Consider the following 18,812-nt stretch of genomic DNA (forward strand, 5'->3'; position numbering starts at 1 on the left):
TAACAAAACAATGAAAGGCCAACGCCCAAAACATCCGCCAAAAACCCAAAAAAGCGATAATAGAAACCCCGAAGCGCCGCAGGCAAAAAGCACACCCCAATGATCATCCGCCCCCACCTCCATTGGTTCCGCATGCTGCTAGCCTGGCGAGGCTCCGTCCTCCCGCAGTTGCTCCCGCGCCTATTCCTGATCTTCTGCATTTCGATCGTCGCCGTGGCAGCCCACGACCACCTGCTCCCGATCTCGCTAAATCTCAACACGACAGCGCCCTTCTCGCTAATAGGCATAGCGCTAGCAGTCTTCCTGGGCTTCAGAAACAACGCCAGCTACGACCGCTGGTGGGAAGCCCGCAAGCTCTGGGGCCAACTGCTGAACGAGTCACGCTCACTCATCCGCCAGACGCTCACGCTGCCGACAAAACAGCTCCCACAAGAAGACATCAAAGAATTTTTCACAGCGCTCAGCGCCCTCCCGCACGCGCTGCGTCATCAGCTCCGCAAGAGCGACGCACGCGAAGACCTCGCCGAACGCCTGCCGCCAGCCCTCTTCGCCCGCGTCATAGCGTCGCGCTACAAACCGGCCACCTTGATGCTTTACCTCGGCGAATGGGTGCAACGCCACGCTCGCTCAGGCGCGATCGATCCAATGGCGGTCATCGCCTTCGATCGGAATCTGAATGGAATCTCGGAAGTAATCGGCGGATGCGAGCGCATTGCTTCGACGCCGCTGCCGTTCGCCTATTCGGTGATGATTCACCGCACGGTGTATTTCTTCTGCGCGTCCCTGCCGTTCGGACTGGTGGACAGCATCGGCATCTTCACGCCCGTCTTCGCGGTCTTCGTGGCGTACACGTTCATGGCGCACGAAGCCATTGCATCGCAAATCGAAGAGCCTTTCGGCATCGACGACAACGACCTCGCGCTCAACCTGATGTCCGTGGCAATCGAGGACGCCATGCGCGACATGCTCGGCGAACCGGCTGTTCAATTGCCGAGCCCGGAAGCGGAAGGCTACATAGTCAATTAAGCAGGCTCACGCCCGAGCACACCGCTCAACTATTGCCGACTGTTTCCGACAATCGCTTGAGTGTCGCGACCCGCGCGCCGATCACATCGATACGACTGCGCTCATCGACCACCGGCGTCGTGGCGTTCAGATACGCGGTCCACGCCTTCTGTGCATGCGTCAGTGTCGGACGCGTACGCGCCGGCATCTTCGACTGCAAACGTCGGTAATAGCGGTTCAGATCGAACATCGCGTGTTCGCACTGCGCGTCCGCGCTGCAGGCACGCACCCGGCGCGGCGGATCGCCGCCGACACTCGCCTTCGCCACCGCGCTGCGCAGCGCCAGCGCGCGGTCGCGCACCGGCTGCAATTGCATGTCGGCTTCGGCGAGCACGTACATCGTGCCGCGCGTCGTGGCGAACACGGCCGCAAGCAACTGCTTCTCGGCATCGCGTGAAGCCTGCCAGCTCGCCTGACTCTTTTCCCACTGCTTGCGCTGCGCGGGCGGCAACTTCTGCTGAAGCTGCTGCCACGCGTTATCGAGCGCGGTCTTCCAGCCGATCCGCGCGTTGTCCATGCACTGCACTTGCCCTGTTGTCGACGACATGTCGCTGCGCGCAAGACACGCGCGCATCGACGCATCGATCGGATCGGCGGCGGCGACTTCGGCGTGCGCCGATAGCGGAAGCGCGCCTAGCACCGCCGCCGAAGCCAGCGCCAACGCGCCGAACGCGCGACGCGCGCCGCGAACGCCGACGCCGGCCGCCAACAGGGACTTCACCCGCCGCATCGTCAGGCGCGAACGCAATCGACGAAGTATTCGATGCGCCCGTTGATCGTTTCGCCGACGAGTCCGTGGATGTCCGTGTGGAAACCCGGGAAGCGCTCGTTGAACTCGCGCGCGAAACGCAAATAGTTGACGATGGTCCTGTTGAAGCGCTCGCCCGGAATCAGCAGCGGAATGCCCGGCGGATACGGCGTCAACAGGATCGACGTGACGCGGCCTTCGAGTTCGTCGATAGGCACGCGATCGATCTCACGGTGCGCGAGCTTGGCGAACGCGTCGGACGGCTTCATGGCCGGTTCCATGCTCGACAGATACATCTCGGTCGTCAAGCGCGCGATGTCGTTCGCACGGTACACGCTGTGAATCTGCTCGCACAGATCGCGCAGACCGACGCGCTCGTACATCGGATGATGCGAGACGAACTCGGGCAGCACGCGCCACAGCGGCTGGTTGTTGTCGTAGTCGTCCTTGAACTGCTGGAGTTCGGTGACCATCGAGTTCCAGCGGCCCTTGGTGATGCCGATCGTGAACATGATGAAGAACGAATACAGCCCGGTCTTCTCGACGATGATGCCGTGCTCGGCCAGGTACTTCGTGACGATCGCAGCCGGAATGCCCGACTCGCCGAAGCCGCCGTCCATGTCCAGACCCGGCGTGACGATGGTCGCCTTGATCGGGTCGAGCATGTTGAAGCCCTCGGCGAGCGGACCGAAGCCGTGCCACTTGTCGTTCGGGCGCAGCATCCAGTCTTCGCGCGAGCCGATGCCTTCTTCGGCGAACTGGTCCGGGCCCCACACCTTGAAGAACCAGTCGTCGCCGTATTCGGCGTCGACCTTGCTCATCGCGCGACGGAAGTCCAACGCCTCTGCGATCGACTCTTCGACGAGCGCGGTGCCGCCCGGCGCTTCCATCATGGCCGCGGCCACGTCGCACGAGGCGATGATCGCGTACTGCGGGCTGGTCGACGTGTGCATCAGATACGCTTCATTGAAGCGATGCTTGTCGAAGCGGCTGTTCTTCGAATCCTGCACGACGATCTGCGAAGCCTGTGAAATGCCGGCCAGCAGCTTGTGCGTGGAGTGCGTGGCGAACACCATGGCGCCGATGCGCGGACGCCCCGCGCCGATCGCGTGCATGTCCTGATAGAACTCGTGGAATTCCGCGTGCGGCAGCCAGGCTTCGTCGAAGTGCAGCGTGTCGAGCCAGTCGCCCAGCATCTCCTTGATCATCTCGACGTTGTAGATCACGCCGTCGTAGGTGCTCTGCGTGATGGTCAGAATACGCGGCTTGAGATCCGGATTCTTCGCGAGTGCTTCGCGGGCAAATGGGTTCGCGAGAATCTTCTTCTTGATGTTTTCCGGTTCGAACTCGCTGCGCGGAATCGGCCCGATGATGCCGAAGTTATTGCGCGTGGGCGTGAGGAACACCGGAATCGCGCCGGTCATGGTGATCGCGTGCAGGATCGACTTGTGGCAGTTGCGGTCCACCAGCACGATGTCGCCCGGCGCAACCGTGCCGTGCCAGACGATCTTGTTCGACGTGGACGTGCCGTTGGTCACGAAGAACACGTGGTCCGCGCTGAAGATGCGCGCCGCGTTGCGCTCGGACGCCGCCACCGGACCGGTGTGATCGAGCAGCTGGCCGAGTTCGTCGACGGCGTTGCACACGTCCGCGCGCAGCATGTTCTCGCCGAAGAACTGGTGGAACATCTGGCCGAGCGGGCTCTTCAGGAACGCCACGCCGCCCGAGTGCCCCGGGCAGTGCCACGAATACGAGCCTTCGTCCGCGTACTGCACCAGTTCCTTGAAGAACGGCGGCGCGAGCGAATCCAGATACACCTTGGTCTCGCGGATGATATGGCGCGCGACGAACTCCGGCGTGTCTTCGAACATGTGGATGAAGCCGTGCAGTTCGCGCAGGATGTCGTTCGGCAGGTGACGCGAGGTGCGCGTTTCGCCGTACAGAAAGATCGGAATGTCGGCGTTGCGGCGGCGCACTTCGGTCACGAACGCGCGCAGCGCGACGATCGCGGCGGCCAGCTCCGGCGTCTCGCCTTCCACCACCACGTTATCGACGTACGGCAGCAGTTCGTCGTCGTCGATCGAGAGGATGAAGCACGAGGCGCGGCTCGACTGCTGCGCGAACGAAGTCAGATCGCCATAGCTCGTCAACCCGAGCACTTCCGCGCCTTCTTTCTCGATGGCTTCGGCCAAGGCCCGGATGCCGGAACCCGAGATGTTCTCGGAGCGGAAATCTTCGTCGATGATGACGACGGGAAAACGAAACTTCATGGGCGATTCTCCAAAAAGAACGACCGCTGCATTCTCTAAATTGCAGCGGTCACCCGGTATAGCTGGTGGGTCAGTACGCTGCCGACGTCACGTCTTGGGCAACGTGACGCCGTGCTGACCTTGATATTTGCCGCCGCGATCCGCGTACGACGTTTCACAAATCTCGTCGCTTTCGAAAAACAGCACTTGAGCGACGCCTTCGTTCGCGTAGATTTTCGCAGGCAAAGGTGTCGTATTCGAGAATTCGAGCGTGACGTGCCCTTCCCATTCCGGCTCGAACGGCGTCACGTTGACAATGATCCCGCAACGCGCATAAGTGGACTTGCCCAGACACACGGTCAGCACGCTGCGCGGAATGCGGAAATACTCGACCGTGCGCGCGAGCGCGAACGAATTCGGCGGGATGATGCAGACATCGCCCTTGAAGTCGACAAACGACTTCTCGTCGAAGTTCTTCGGATCGACGATGGTCGAGTTGATGTTGGTGAAGATCTTGAATTCGTCGGCGCAGCGGATGTCGTAGCCGTAGCTCGACGTGCCGTAGCTGACAATCTTCCGGCCGTCTTCGGAGACGCGAACCTGATCGGGCGCGAACGGCTCGATCATGTTGTGCGACGCGGCCATGCGCCGGATCCACTTGTCGGATTTGATAGTCATAGGTGAACGCTGCTCGACGTGAATGACAGAGGTATGACGGATAACGACCCGGTAAGTGCCGGGTCACTTTTGGCTTACTGCGCGCCTTCGTTGCGCTGACTTCGGATACAAAGCCACGCCGCGGGCCGTTCGGCGCTCTAAGCCCCTTCGGCTAAGTGCCCCGCCTACTTGGCAGGACGGGCACTCCGGCGAGGCAGCCGAACGAAAGGCGCTTATTTTACGCGATCGTGAGAATGCTGCCGCAGGTTGGGTTCGGGAGCGGCCCGATGCCAGCCCCGAGGCCGCCTGGCTGAACGCCGGCAGCCTGCGCGCGGGCCTCGATCAAGCGGCACGCGCAACGCTCATTGGCGAATCAATCCGCACGCGAGCGCGGGGCCCGCGCCATGCTGCGGATAGGCGTACGGATCGGTCGCGTCGTGATGCAGCAGAACCGCGCGCTGCAACACCGAGCGGATGCCGTCGAGCGAGACGTCCGGCGCGACGATGAAGCCGGTGGCCACGCCGTTCGCGTCCGCGTGAATATTGCCGAGGTCGCCCTCGACCCGCGCGCCCGATTTCAGACGCTCGGCGGCCGGCGAGAACACCTGGCCGGCGCTGGAACCGTCGGCGGCATTGCAGTCGCCGCGCTCGTGCACTTGCAACGCGTGGTCGCTATTGGGCGGCATGCCCGAGAGATTGTAGGTAACCTGCACGCCGTCCGAGCGCTCGATGAACGTGACGAGACCGCGCGCCTGATTGCCCACGGTGGGCAGCAACTGCGCGTCCGCACGTTTTTCCTGTGGTCTCAGGAACGCGCTACAGCCGCATAACAGCACACTGCTGGCAGCCAGGACGATGAACGCATGCACCGCCTGCCCGTCGATTCGTTTTCCCATGCGATCCTCTTGCCGGCCTGGCGGCCGCCCCTGCGGCCGCCGAGCCGAACTTGTGAAGTCGACATGATACCGCGAGACCAGGCGAAAACAGACGCCTTGGGCCCTTGTCCGAACGGCTGTCAAGAGCGCCCCCAACCCGTCGCTTCGCGCCAGCCCCCCGAGGGGGGACAAAACTTGGGGCGGCCCGGCGTTTTCTCAGGTGTTCTGGACCACGATATTGGGAAACTTCGACGTCATGTCGCGAGCGCGTTCGGCGATATGGATCGCCACCTTGCGCGCGATCGACCGGTAGATCTCCGCGATGCGTCCTTGCGGGTCGGCCACCACGGTCGGTTTGCCCGAGTCGGCCTGCTCGCGGATCGCAATGTCGAGGGGCAGGCTGCCCAGCACGTCGACGCCGTATTCCTTGCCCATGCGCTCGCCGCCGCCGGCGCCGAAGATATGCTCTTCGTGGCCGCAATTCGAGCAGATATGCATACCCATGTTCTCGACGATGCCGAGGATCGGAATGCCGACCTTCTCGAACATCTTGAGACCCTTCTTCGCGTCGAGCAGCGCGATGTCCTGCGGCGTGGTGACGATCACGGCGCCCGTCACCGGCACGCGTTGCGACAGCGTCAGCTGAATGTCGCCAGTGCCCGGCGGCATGTCGACGATCAGGTAGTCGAGATCGCGCCAGTTGGTCTGCCGCAGCAGTTGTTCCAACGCGGAAGTGGCCATTGGGCCGCGCCACACCATCGGGTTGTCCTGCTCGATCAGGAAGCCGATCGAATTGGCCTGCAAGCCGTGGCCGGTCATCGGGTTCATCGACTTCTCGTCGGGCGACTCGGGGCGGCCGACGATACCGAGCATCATCGGCAACGACGGGCCATAGATGTCCGCGTCGAGAATACCGACCGACGCGCCTTCGCTCGCCAGCGCCAGCGCAAGATTCACGGCGGTCGTGCTCTTGCCGACACCGCCCTTGCCCGACGCCACCGCGACGATGTTTTTAACGTTCGGCAACAGTTTCACGCCACGCTGCACGGTATGCGCCGCGATCTGCTGCGACACCTGGACACGCACGTCGGCCACACCCGGCACGGCGCGCAGCGCATCCGAAAATTGCGTGCGGATCGCGTCGAATTGGCGCATGGCCGGATAGCCGAGTACCACGTCGACGCTAACCGTGTCACCCTGCACCGCGACGTTCTTGATGTTCTTGGCAGCCGCGTAGGGCCGGCCGGTGTTGGGGTCAGCGACGGCTGCGAGGGCAGCGTCGACCAAAGCCCGATCGATACTCATTGACACTCCGTGGGGAACACCTGCGGCGCAGCGGAATCGAAATCTCGGCCACGCGCCGGAATTTGAAAGAAATTGTTAGACAGCATTGCGAAAACCAGGCGTGCCGGGCACCCTTCGGGCAGGCGGAACGCCAGGGGGCCGCATCGCTGCATGCTTCAGCCATTATTGTAGTGGCTGGCGGCAAGCCTTGCCGGAAGACCCTTCTTTACTGTCGGACCGAGGCTGAGCAGGGCGTAAGACTTCTCGTATTGTCGAGCCGGCGGCTTTACTGCCGTCAGGTTCGCCGTACGGATTTTTTCATATCGCCGCCTTGCTTGCCTGACTGGCTTCACTCAAGAGGAATCAAAAATGAATGCAAAAATTATGACTCGCCTGGCTGTCTTTGCTGTTGCCGGTTCGCTGCTGGCGGGTTGCGCCACCCAACAGGGCACCAACACGGCGGTCGGTACGGGCGTGGGCGCCGGCACGGGCGCTGCGCTGGGCGCGATCTTCGGCGGCGGTAAGGGCGCGGCGATCGGCGCGGGCGTCGGCGCGGCGGTGGGCGGCATCACCGGCTACAACTGGCAAGCCATTCACAACAAGCTGTCGGGCGCCACCAAGGGCACCGGCACGCAGATCACCGAACAGCCGGATGGCTCGCTCAAGCTGAACATTCCGAGTTCTGTCACGTTCGACACCAACAGCTACGCGGTCAAGCCGTCGTTCGCGCCGGTGCTGGACCAACTGGCGCAGACCATGCAACAGAATCCGGAACTGATCGCTCAGGTGGTCGGGCACACGGACAGCACGGGCCAGCCGGCGTACAACCAGACGCTGTCGGTCAACCGCGCGGAAAGCGTGACGGGCTACCTGGGCCAGCGCGGCGTCGCGCCGCAGCGCCTGTCGGCACAAGGCCTGGGCCAAACCCAGCCGATCGCCGACAACAACACCGAAGCCGGTCGTGCAGCGAACCGCCGCGTGGAAATCTATCTGCGCGCCACGGCTCAGCACACCACGCAATAAGGACGAGACCGCGGGAGATTGAGAAAGCCGGTCGCTGGGGCTGTATCACCGGCGACCGTTATGCTTTAGCAAGCCGTGGAAGGCGGAAAAAAGGAATCTTGCACGAGAACGAAAAAAATTTCGAACTCTGCGCAAAATCCGCTGTCTGTCTTTACGGTACGTGGCTGGCGATGCCGCCGCGTCACCATTCTCCTCTTGTCGTTGTTGCTCCGGGGTTAATAGCCCCGGTTTTTTTTTGGCGCTCGGTTTACACGCCGCGCCGCCCCACGATGACTCAGGCCGCGCCCCCAGACGGCCCGTCCCGCGCCCGGCGCCTGCCCTGCTAGAATCAACCCTTCGTCCCACCGCAGGCTCCTACCATCCTTATGTCAGCACCCGTAACCGATCTCTCCGCAGGCGCGCCGTCAGGCCGTCGCCAGATTCTCGTCACGTCGGCCCTTCCGTATGCGAACGGGCAAATCCATATTGGCCATCTGGTCGAATATATCCAGACGGACATCTGGGTCCGGACGTTGCGAATGCACGGGCACGAGGTCTACTACGTGGGCGCCGACGACACGCACGGCACGCCCGTCATGCTGCGCGCGGAGAAAGAAGGTCTCACGCCGAAGCAGCTGATCGACCGCGTCTGGCAGGAACACAAGCGCGACTTCGACAGCTTCGGGATTTCGTTCGACAATTACTACACGACCGACTCCGAAGAGAACCGCGTTCTCAGCGAAAACGTCTATCTGGCGCTCAAGGAAGCGGGCCTGATCGACGCGCGCGATATCGAACAGGCATACGACCCGGTCAAGGAAATGTTCCTGCCGGATCGCTTCATCAAGGGCGAATGCCCGAAATGCGGCGCGAAAGACCAGTACGGCGACAGCTGTGAAGTATGCGGCTCGACTTATCTGCCCACCGAGTTGATCAACCCGTACTCGGTCGTCTCCGGCGCCACGCCGATTCGTAAAACGTCGACGCACTATTTTTTCCGCCTCTCCGATCCGCGCTGCGAGAATTTCCTGCGCGCGTGGGTGGGCGGTCTGGCGCAGCCGGAAGCCACCAACAAGATGCGCGAGTGGCTGGGTGACGCCGGCGAAGCCAAACTCGCCGATTGGGACATCTCGCGCGACGCGCCGTATTTCGGCTTCGAGATTCCGGGCGCGCCGGGCAAGTATTTCTATGTGTGGCTGGACGCGCCGGTCGGTTACTACGCGAGCTTCAAGAACCTCGCCGAAAAACGCGGTCTCGACTTCGACGCGTGGATTCGCAAGGGTTCGACGGCCGAGCAGTATCACTTCATCGGCAAGGACATTCTGTATTTCCACACGCTGTTCTGGCCGGCCATGCTCGAGTTTTCGGGCCACCGCACGCCGACCAACGTGTTCGCGCACGGCTTCCTGACCGTGGACGGCGCGAAGATGTCGAAGTCGCGCGGCACGTTCATCACCGCGCAGAGCGTGATCGACACGGGGCTGAATCCGGAATGGCTGCGCTACTACTTCGCGGCCAAGCTGAACAGCACGATGGAAGACCTCGACCTGAACCTCGACGACTTCCAGGCGCGCGTGAACAGCGATCTGGTCGGCAAGTACGTGAATATCGCGAGCCGCGCCGCCGGCTTCCTGATCAAGCGCTTCGACGGCCGCGTGCAGGACAGCGCGATGCAGCATCCGCTGCTCGCCTCGCTGCGCGCCGCCGTGCCGCAAATCGCCGCGAACTACGAAGCGCGCGAGTACAACCGCGCGCTGCGTCAGACCATGGAACTGGCCGACGCCGTGAATGCCTACGTCGACACCGCCAAGCCGTGGGATCAGGCGAAAGACCCGGCGAACAGCGTCGCGCTGCATGAAACTTGTACGGTGAGCATCGAAGCGTTCCGGCTACTGTCGCTGGCGCTCAAGCCGGTGTTGCCGAAGCTCGCCGAAGCGGTCGAAGGCTTCCTCGGCATCGAACCGCTGGTGTGGGCCGACGCCAACGTGCCGCTCAGCTCCGCCCGCCCGATCAACGCGTACAAGCATCTGATGACGCGCGTCGATCCGAAGCAGATCGAAGCGCTGCTGGCCGCCAATCGCGACTCGCTGCAAGCCACGCCGGAAGCCGCCGCTCCGGCCGACGCCAAGGGCAAGTCGAAGGCAGCGAAAGCGGCCGCCGCCGACAAGGACGAAACGCCCGGCGTCATCTCGATCGACGACTTCGCGAAGATCGATTTGCGCATTGCGAAGATCGTCGACTGCAAGGCGGTGGAAGGTTCGGACAAGCTGCTGCAACTCACGCTCGATATCGGCGAAGAGAAAACCCGCAACGTGTTTTCGGGCATCAAGTCGGCGTATCAGCCGGAGCAACTGGTCGGCAAGCTGACGGTGATGGTAGCGAACCTCGCGCCGCGCAAGATGAAGTTCGGCCTGTCCGAAGGCATGGTGCTGGCCGCATCCGCCACCGACGAGAAAGCGGAACCGGGCCTGTATGTGCTCGAGCCGGATAGCGGCGCGAAGCCGGGCATGCGCGTGAAATAAAGCGCGGCGTCTCACGCCGAAGGCACGCATGAAGAAACGGCACGCCCTGAAAAGGCGTGCCGTTTTTATTTGCCACAGCGCGAAGATTTAAGCGCGCCCGCTGCCCATCACCATCGGATCCGGTCAAAGCGCCGCGTATAGAGCAGATCGACGCCGGAGAACGTGCCGCCGTAAGCCGCGACCGACCAGTAACGCGTCAGGTTGACCGTCGCCTTGATCGCATTGCTCGCTGACTGCAGCCCCTGTTCGTAGCCGATTACGAGCCGCTCGTTGATAGCCTTCGACACCATCACCACCTGCGGATCGGTCAGCCCCACTTCGCTTCGTCCGATCGAAAACTCGTCGAGCCCGAAAGTCTGCGCGATCCGCTTGCCGCTTGCGCTGCCGAGCAGTGCGAGCGCCGTCGTCATCGTGCTTTGCTGGCCGAGGTTATTACCCTGATCCGTGCCGTGGCCGAACAGTAGCCACGAGAGCTTTTCGTTATCCGGCACGTTCGGCTCTGACACCAGCTTCGCCGTCGGGAATTGAACCGTGCCCGTGACCTGCACGCCCGCCTCGACCTGCTGGTTGCGGCGCATGGCCAGGATGTTGATGCCCGGATTGGCCACAGGCCCGTTGAAGGTGAAGAAGCCGTTCTCGATGTTGAGCTTGCGGCCGAACGCGGTGTAGGTCGAGCCCTGCGTGACGCGCACGTTCCCCACCGCGCGCAGCGGCAGGTTCGGCGCGCTCATCGCGGTGATCGTGCCGGTCAGGCCCAGGTCCGCGCCCTGGCCGCGGAAGCGGAAGTTGTTGCCGAGGCTGATGTCGATATTGGCGCGCGGGGCGAACGGGCCAATCGGCTTGTTGGTACCAGGCACAGGCGGTGGCCGCTCGCCCGCCACCGAACCGTCCGGGCGCACCACCACGACGTCGTCGCCGAGCTTCGGCGCGGACTGCTCCGGCATGTCGAACAACGCGTGATCGACGACGAATTTGCCGTTGATCGCCATGCCGCCTTGCGCGCCGGCATTCGCGACGCTCGCGCTGCCCGACAGCGACAGGTTGCGATCCGGCGCCGCGAACAATTCGAGCTTGTCCGCGACAATGCTCGCCGTCAGATCCGGCTCTGCGCCGTCCAGACGCACACGGCCGGTGGCGCGCAAAGTGCCGCTCGCGCCATTGAATTCGACCTGTTGAAAGTCCACCAGATTGTGCGACAGCGCGATGCGCACCACGCCGTCCTTCAACTGCACGCCCTGATCCACCATCGTCGCGGAGAGACCGTCGCCGAGCAGCGAGCCGGTCAGGTTCGGCTTGGCGACGGTGCCGGCGAGCGCAAGCTTGAGCGCGAGGTGGCCGTCGAGCAGATAGCTCGGACCGAACAGGCCGCCGGTGGTTTTCAGCGACGGCACGTTGGCGTTCACGTTGCCGGTGAGCGCGCCGTCCTCGTTGACGGTCAGGAAGCCGTCGCGCATCACCAGCGTGGTGTGCGCGTCGGCGTCGATCACGCCGATGCGACTCGCCTGCGCGTGAAAAGTGGCGTTGAGCCGGTTGCCGCCGCTGAATTCGGCGCGCGCGGCGATACTCGAAATACCGAGCGAGGCGAGACCACGGCCGATTTCAACCGTGACGTCGCCGCTACGGCGCTGCAACTGGATGTGGCCGGTCGCCGTGCTGCCGAGCGCGAAGTCCCAGTCGCCGTCGAACACCAGATCGGTTTTGACGTGCGGCGGCTCACCCGTGATCTCGTGCCGCAGGGCCTGCAGACGCGCGACTGAAATGCCGGTCAAACTGCCTGCCGACTGAATCTTGCCGTGGTCGAAGGCAAAGGTTTTCAGGCTCAGCACCGCGCCTTCGAGCGTGAGCCGCGTCGTGCCGAGCGTCAGGCGGTCCGGCCCGGCGCTGACGGCGAGCGGCGACTCGAGATTCAACGCCGGTGTGCCGCGATTCTGCAGGCGCGTGACGGTGCCGTCCCAGCGCGTGCCGTCGCGCGCTTCGGTCAGCTTGCCGTTGGCGGCCAGCGTGAGATCGAGCGGACGGTCTTGCAGCTTGCCGGTGGCGGCGGCCTCGAGCGTGTGATTGGCGCGCGTGCCGGACAGACGCGCCGTGAGCACGTTCAGATCGACGCCGCCTGCGCTGAGGTTACGCGCGTCGGTGGTAAAGACCAGCGCGCCGTTCGCGCCGTCGCGCAGTTCGGCGTGCCCTTCCGCGTGGCCGATGCGGTTGCTGCCGAACACCACGCTGTCGGCCTTGTAGTTCAGCACGACATTCGGATGCGCGAACGAGCCGGTGACGTCGCCATCGGCCGCGACGAGTCCGGCGAGACCGAAGCCAAGGCGCTCCAGTTCCGGCGCGTCGACGCGGAACTTCAGCCGGTCGCCGCGTGCGCCGAAGCTGCCTTGCAAATCCACCTGGTTGCCCGCGACCGAGAGGTTCGCGCGGCTCGGCAAAATCCGCGAGCCCGCCAGTTGGATTGTGCCGCCGCCGGTCAACGGCAGGCCGTCGTAGACGCTCGGACCGAGCTTGAATTCGGCCTTGGTCGTGAAGACCGGGCCGAGCATGCCGGCCGCGGTGAGCGTGCCGTTCACACGTGCCTCGATCTTGCGGGCAGGCGGGGCGCCGCGTTTCGGCGGCGGCGGGGTTTTGCGCTCGACTACTTCGCTTTTGACTGCCGCCTTGGCGGTGTTTTTTACGGCGGCGGCGGCTTTGTCGGCGGGCGCGGCGCTTTTTGCGCCGGCCGTGCTGCCCACTTGCGCGGCGGCCTCCGCCGTTTTGCTGTTTTTGGCACGGCTAGCCGACGGTGCCGGCGTCGGTCCAGTCACCGGCTTGCGCGACGGCATCTGCGAAGCCAGCGTCAACGGATCGAAATCGGTCAGTTGCGCTTTCAGGTTGTAGGTGGAATTCGCGTCGTGCTTGAGCGCGCCGGACAGATCGATGCGGCCTTTGCCCGAAGTGATACGCACGTCGTTGAAGCTCATGCGGGCGGGATCGAATGTCACTTTGCCCTGGGCGCGCAGCGCCGCTTTCGGGTCGGCGAGATCGAGTGTGAGGCTCTGCACGTCGTCGTTCAGACGCACGCCGATAGGGCCAGACAGCTGTGTGGGCCGCACCGTTGCTTGCAGCGCGTTCAGGTCGAGGTTGGCGACTTTCAGATCGAACTGCCCACGCTTGCCGCTCAGTGCGCCGCCACCAGTGAGCGTGGCGTTCTTTACGAGTCGCACGTTCAGGTTCGAGATGCGCTGCGCCTGGGCGTCGAGCCGAACGTCGGCGTTGGCGTCGATGATCGGCAGCAGGTTCTGGTCGATCGCGCCGGGTTTGGCGTTGACGATCGAGACGTGGCCGGTCACTGCGAAAGTCGCGGCGGGTTTGGCGGTGGTGTCGGGGTTGGCGTCGCGTTTGCCGGTTGTCGCTATGGGTGGTTGCGTTGCGCTGGCGGCATTGCCTGCGCCCGCGAGGGCGCTTTGGCTGGCAGCGCGGCCGGCACTGGCTGCGTGGGCTGAACTGGAAACGCTGGTGGCGTTGGTGGCGTTCGTGGTACTCGCAGCCTTCGTGACGTTCGTGGCATTGCCACCACTCGCCGAACTCGCGGCCTTTGCCGCTGCCTTCGCCCCACTTGCCGCACCGGCCCCGCGCGCAGCGCCTGTCGCACTCGCCGCACTTGCCCCCGTTACCCCACTCGCCCCCAACACGACCTCTTCCGCCGCACCCTGCCCCACCGGCTGCAACTCCGCCCGCACGGCCAGGTCGGCCAACGGCGCGCCGGGCGCAAAAGCCTGCGGGTTGATGTGATCGAAGGTCAGCGTAGCGCGCTGCAACGGCACGTCGCCGAACGGCGTAGCCTCGACCCTCGCATGACCGGCGAGCTTCATGCCGCTTGCATCGAGTTCCGCGATGAGATTCTCCAGCGAGCCGCTCAGATGGCCACCCACCTGCACCGCCTCGTCGTTCACCTTGCCCGAATAGCCGACGTCCCCAGTCAACGGAAACGGCCGCAAACCGTCGAGTTTGGCGGCCGCCGTCACCGCGCCGAACGGCGTGTCCAGCCGCTCGATCGCGGCCTCGTGATGACGTCCGTCACTACGTCCATGAAAGACGAAGCGCGAGAATTCGGTCGTCGACGCGCCCTGATGCAGCAGCAGCTTGTCGACCTGGACATCGCGAACGTCGAGCTGCATCGGCAAGCGCAAGTCTTGCGGCAGCTTCACCGGCCCGCTGCTGCTCGACGACGAAGAACCAATACGCGCGTCCACCGTGCCGATATGCAGATAGTCGATGGTGAACCGCCACGGCTCGCGCGCGAGCGCCCAGCGACCCGCCACGCGGTCGATCTGGATATCGGTGCCGCTGCCGTCGAGGCTGCGCCACCGCACTTGCCGCAATTGCAGGCCATTGGCGAGAGCGCCTCGCTCCAACGTGCCGCTCAGCTTGCCGCCCAGCAGCTTCACCGCCGCCTGCCACGCATAGGCGGTGCCGCGCTCGGTCGTGAGCGCGCCGTACAACAAACCCACCCCCAACGCGAGCAACAGCACCAGCACGGCTACCGTCCACGCGAACGTTTTCAGCAGCAACCGGCCGAGCCGGCGCCTGGGCGGCGGCTGCTGTTCGGGCGGCTGCTCCGGCGGTTGTGCACCGGGCGGCTGCGCGGGAGGTTGGGCGGAAACGTCCGTGGTCATGCGTGGATCATGTGGAAGCAGGTTTTCATCAGAAGGCGATGCCAAGCGTCAGATACGGCCGCACGCTGTTGTTGCGAATGCCGTAGGCGACATCGACGTTGACCGGGCCGACCGGGCTGCGCCAGCGCGCCCCGACACCGACGCCGGGATAAAAGACTTTTTCGCCCCACGTGTCGGTGGCGGTGCCGATGTCGAAGAACGCGGCCGCGCCCCAGTCGTGACTAAACCAATGCTGGTACTCGGCCGAGCCCGTGACGAGATACTTGGTGGGCAGCACCGAACCGTCGACGTTGTTACCGATACTCTGATAGCCATAGCCGCGCACGGAATTCGAGCCGCCCGCGCGAAACAGCAGCGAGGCCGGAATACCGCTCGAAGGGCCGCTCGTGAACACGCCGCCGAGTTCGGCGCGAATCAGCACGAGGTCTTCCTTGCCGATCGGCAGATACTGCTGGCCGCGCGCGTAGCCGCGAATGAAAGTCTGGTCGGTCAGCGCGCCTTTGACCGCGAAGCCCGCCTCGACGTGAATCAGGTTGCCCTTGCGCGGGAACAGCGGATCGTCGGTATTGCGCCGGGTCCACGACCAAGCCGGCACCAGCGCGCGGCTCGTGGTCGGCGCGAACGAGTTCTGATCGAGCCGGTCCTGGTAGAAGAGGAGCGAGTAGTTATAGTCGATGAATTGCGAGGTCCGGGCCCGTTGCACGCCGCCGCGGATACTGTAAATGCGCGTGTCGGATACGTCGGTCGTAGTGTAGGACGCCAGCACGCTATTGGTCCACGCACGCGGCCCCGGCGGCATGGCGAGCTGAATTTGCCCGTATTGCTGGATCTGGTCGATGCGCCCCTGGATGGTGAACGGCCACGCTTTGCCGAACGTGTCGAGATACGAATAGGAACCCTGCACCAGCGGGCCGTTGTCCGTCGAATAGCCGACCCCGCCTCGAATGCTGTTGTACGGATATTCCGACACCTTCACGTGCACCGGCGTCTCGACCGGCTTGGCCGGGTCGCTGTCCACGTCGATCGCGACGCTCGCGTAGTACGGCGTGTTCTGCAACTGCCGCTGCAATTCGGTGATGCGCTGAACGTCGTAGATATCACCCTCGGAGATCGGGTTCACGTTCTCAACGATCTTTTCCGGATAGCGCCGCGTACCCGATACATCGAGCTTGCCCATCGTGAAGGTCGGCCCACTGTCGTACGTGACCAACAGTTTCGCCTCGTGCGTGCGCGGATCGACCCGCGCCTCGGAGTGGTAAATCTTCGCACCCAGATAGCGGCGCGCCTGCAGCGCCTTGAGCGAGGCGTTTTTCGCATCGTCCCAATCGCCCTGCGAGAACGGATCGCCTTCGTGCAGCGAAAATGCGAAGCGCGCGGCGTTTTCCTGGGCCGGATCCTCGGTCAGCACCGGCCCGCGAAACGACAGCGAAATCGATGAGATGACGGTCTGCGGGCCGGGATCGACGCTCACCGTGACGCGCTTCGCATTGTCGATGGTGCGCACGTCGGTGCGCACGACCGGGCTGAAATAGCCCTGCGTGGAGGCCAAGTCGCGGACCTGCTGGGGCGTGGCGGTAATCAGAAACTCGAACTGGTCGTCGCTGATGTCAGGGCGCTTGGCGAAACGCGCGATATCCAGATGCGCCTCGAGCAGCTTGCGCAGCGAGCGCGGCGTGGCTTCGATATCGACCTTGTAGCTGGCCGCTGCTTTTGCGGCGTGGGCGTTGTCGGTTGCAAGCGTCAGCATGACGAGGGCGAATGCCAGCCACGTGCGCCACCAGCGCCGCATGGGCGTGCGATGCCCACGCCCGGAACTGGCCTTGCCGCGCCGCAGCTTGTCGATCGCACACCCCGCCAAACAGGACCTCCAGCCGTGGTTGATGAATTCTTGTCGCTCAGCCGCGCCGCGGCGGCCGAAGCACGCTATTTGACCACATCGGCGGGACGCCGCGAGATCTCTAAAACTGTGTCCGCGGCTTGCCGGCGGGCTTTACCGTCGGGTTCGCGCGCGGCGCGCCATGCTGCGTGACGCGGACGCGGGTGTCGGTGCCGATGCCAAAGCAGCTGGCCGTTGCCGTTGCCGTTGCCGTTGCCGTTGCCGGTGTCGTTGCCGTTGCCGTTGCCGTTGCCGTTGCCGTTGCCGTTGCCGTTGCCAGTGCCAGTGCCAGTGCCGGTGCCCGTGCCGCTTGGCCGATGCGGACACCAATGCCGCCGTGTCGCGCTAACGCCAAGCACCCACAACGCCCACAACAGCCGCAATACCGCCACGCCCGCCGACGCGCCCGCCTTTGACGCACGCCCTGCCACGCGGGTTCCGGCTATTTTCACGCGCCGCCCGCCCGGCCTGGCCGCCGTTTTTCGACCGCGCGCCGCGCATGCGGTAAAATTATGGAATAGCAGCGGGCGCCGCGCGAGGCAACGGGCCAATGAGCGCCGGGCAGCCGCCAATTCCTACACCACGGACGTCGAGCCATGTATCAATCGGACATCACCCAGTTCCTGAACCAGCTCAAGCAACAGAAACCCAATCTGGAAGCCGAACAACGCCGCGGCCGCGCGCTGCTGTGGGACAAACAGCCGATCGATCTGGAAGAACGCGCCGAGCAGAGAGCCTCGCGCGTAGAACAGACGCCTTACTCGTACTATCAAAACTTCTAAGCGCGTGAGTCACGCCGACGAGGCACACGGCGCAGCGCCGGCCGACGCCGCGCTCGCCGCGCCCGCCACCGATTCGACACCGGACATCGTCGACGGCATTGCTTTCGCACGCCTGTACGGCGAGCCGCTTTTCAAGCTGCCGACGGATCTGTACATCCCGCCGGACGCGCTCGAGGTGTTTCTCGAAACGTTCGAAGGACCGCTGGATCTGTTGCTGTACCTGATCCGCAAGCAGAACTTCAACGTGCTCGACATCCCGATGGCGGACGTCACGGTGCAATACCTCGGCTACGTCGACCAGTTGCGTCAGACCAATCTCGAACTCGCGTCCGAGTATCTGCTTATGGCCGCGATGCTGATCGAGATCAAGTCGCGCATGCTGCTGCCGGTAAAGAAAGCCGACAGCGGCGAAGAAGCCGAGGATCCGCGCGCGGAACTCGTGCGGCGCCTGCTCGAATACGAGCAGATGAAGCTCGCCGCGCAGCGCATCGACCAATTGCCCCAACTCGGGCGCGATTTCCTGCGCGCCGAGGTCTACATCGAGCAAAGCATCACGCCGCGTTTTCCGGACGTGAACAGCGAGGACCTGCGCGCCGCGTGGGCCGACGTGATCAAGCGCGCCAAGCTGGTCCAGCATCACAAGATTTCGCGCGAAGAGCTGTCGGTGCGCGAGCATATGAGCTCGATCCTGCGGCAACTGCAGAACGCGCGCTTCATCGAGTTCTCCGACCTGTTCGACACGAGCAAGGGCGTGCCGGTGGTGGTGGTGAATTTCATCGCCGTGCTCGAGCTGTGCCGTGAATCGCTCGTCGAAATCACCCAGGCGGAGCCGTTCGCACCGATCTATGTGCGCCTCGCCTATCTGCCCGCCTGAAGCCCTCGAACCGGGCGCAATTCCGCCCGGCGGGAGAAGGTGCCTCTTTTCGGTGCGGCAGGCACGCAAATCCACTACAATCCGGCGCTCCGAACCTGTCATTACCAGTGAGGCCGCGGGCCGCGCAATCCCAAGGGTTTTGCGTCCATCCGGTCTTGCGCCGCGCGAGGAAATCCCTGTCCAATCATGAAAGTCATCAGCTCGATCCATGAATTGCGCGACCAGT

13 protein-coding genes are annotated in these 18,812 nt (G+C 63.9%); 5 read left to right on the plus strand and 8 right to left on the minus strand.

Annotation, left to right across the window (positions count from 1 at the left end; translation table 11 throughout):
• Positions 1-99 precede the first annotated feature (99 nt).
• Complete coding sequence (locus tag P0D96_RS45195; protein ID WP_408320623.1) at positions 100-1,026, plus strand: bestrophin family protein; 927 nt, start codon at positions 100-102, stop codon at positions 1,024-1,026.
• Positions 1,027-1,051: 25 nt separating this feature from the next.
• On the opposite strand, the gene P0D96_RS45200 is transcribed toward P0D96_RS45195, so the two are convergent.
• The 5 genes from P0D96_RS45200 to apbC form a co-directional block, all read right to left on the minus strand.
• Positions 1,052-1,795 carry a lysozyme inhibitor LprI family protein gene (locus tag P0D96_RS45200; protein ID WP_408320625.1) on the minus strand — a complete coding sequence of 248 codons (744 nt, stop codon included), beginning with the start codon at positions 1,793-1,795 and terminating at the stop codon, positions 1,052-1,054.
• A 2-nt stretch (positions 1,796-1,797) separates the two neighbouring features.
• Positions 1,798-4,083: an arginine/lysine/ornithine decarboxylase gene (locus P0D96_RS45205; RefSeq protein WP_132375676.1), complete on the minus strand. Its 2,286-nt coding sequence runs from the start codon at positions 4,081-4,083 to the stop codon at positions 1,798-1,800.
• 87 nt (positions 4,084-4,170) lie between these two features.
• Entirely contained in the window at positions 4,171-4,740 is a 570-nt protein-coding gene (gene dcd, locus P0D96_RS45210) for a dCTP deaminase (protein ID WP_012432068.1), read from the minus strand.
• A gap of 341 nt (positions 4,741-5,081) precedes the next feature.
• Positions 5,082-5,615 (minus strand): superoxide dismutase family protein, encoded by a 534-nt coding sequence (locus P0D96_RS45215; RefSeq protein WP_132375678.1) that lies wholly within the window; start codon positions 5,613-5,615, stop codon positions 5,082-5,084.
• Between the two features lie 195 nt (positions 5,616-5,810).
• Entirely contained in the window at positions 5,811-6,899 is a 1,089-nt protein-coding gene (apbC, locus tag P0D96_RS45220) for an iron-sulfur cluster carrier protein ApbC (protein WP_408180688.1), read from the minus strand.
• Positions 6,900-7,247: 348 nt separating this feature from the next.
• Here apbC and P0D96_RS45225 point away from each other — a divergent pair, with 348 nt between their 5' ends.
• Together P0D96_RS45225 and metG are read left to right on the plus strand one after the other, a co-directional pair.
• Positions 7,248-7,901, plus strand: a complete 654-nt coding sequence (locus tag P0D96_RS45225; protein WP_132375682.1) for a YiaD family glycine zipper/OmpA-like lipoprotein — start codon at positions 7,248-7,250, stop codon at positions 7,899-7,901.
• Between the two features lie 365 nt (positions 7,902-8,266).
• A complete protein-coding gene (gene metG, locus P0D96_RS45230; RefSeq protein WP_408320628.1) occupies positions 8,267-10,402 on the plus strand; it encodes a methionine--tRNA ligase in 2,136 nt (711 codons plus the stop codon).
• A gap of 107 nt (positions 10,403-10,509) precedes the next feature.
• Here metG and P0D96_RS45235 read toward each other — a convergent pair whose 3' ends face one another.
• The 3 genes from P0D96_RS45235 to P0D96_RS45245 form a co-directional block, all read right to left on the minus strand.
• Positions 10,510-15,054 (minus strand): translocation/assembly module TamB domain-containing protein, encoded by a 4,545-nt coding sequence (locus tag P0D96_RS45235; RefSeq protein ID WP_408320629.1) that lies wholly within the window; start codon positions 15,052-15,054, stop codon positions 10,510-10,512.
• Between the two features lie 28 nt (positions 15,055-15,082).
• Positions 15,083-16,912, minus strand: a complete 1,830-nt coding sequence (locus P0D96_RS45240; protein WP_408320631.1) for an autotransporter assembly complex protein TamA — start codon at positions 16,910-16,912, stop codon at positions 15,083-15,085.
• Between the two features lie 65 nt (positions 16,913-16,977).
• A complete protein-coding gene (locus P0D96_RS45245) occupies positions 16,978-17,382 on the minus strand; it encodes a hypothetical protein (protein WP_408320633.1) in 405 nt (134 codons plus the stop codon).
• 144 nt (positions 17,383-17,526) lie between these two features.
• Between P0D96_RS45245 and P0D96_RS45250 the strand changes: the two genes are divergently transcribed.
• Together P0D96_RS45250 and P0D96_RS45255 are read left to right on the plus strand one after the other, a co-directional pair.
• Positions 17,527-17,712 carry a DUF3460 family protein gene (locus tag P0D96_RS45250; RefSeq protein WP_175150426.1) on the plus strand — a complete coding sequence of 62 codons (186 nt, stop codon included), beginning with the start codon at positions 17,527-17,529 and terminating at the stop codon, positions 17,710-17,712.
• 4 nt (positions 17,713-17,716) lie between these two features.
• A complete protein-coding gene (locus tag P0D96_RS45255; protein ID WP_408180692.1) occupies positions 17,717-18,586 on the plus strand; it encodes a segregation and condensation protein A in 870 nt (289 codons plus the stop codon).
• Positions 18,587-18,812 lie beyond the last annotated feature (226 nt).

Origin of the sequence: Paraburkholderia sp. RL17-347-BIC-D (assembly GCF_046027915.1) — a bacterium.
Classification (GTDB): Bacteria; Pseudomonadota; Gammaproteobacteria; order Burkholderiales; family Burkholderiaceae; genus Paraburkholderia.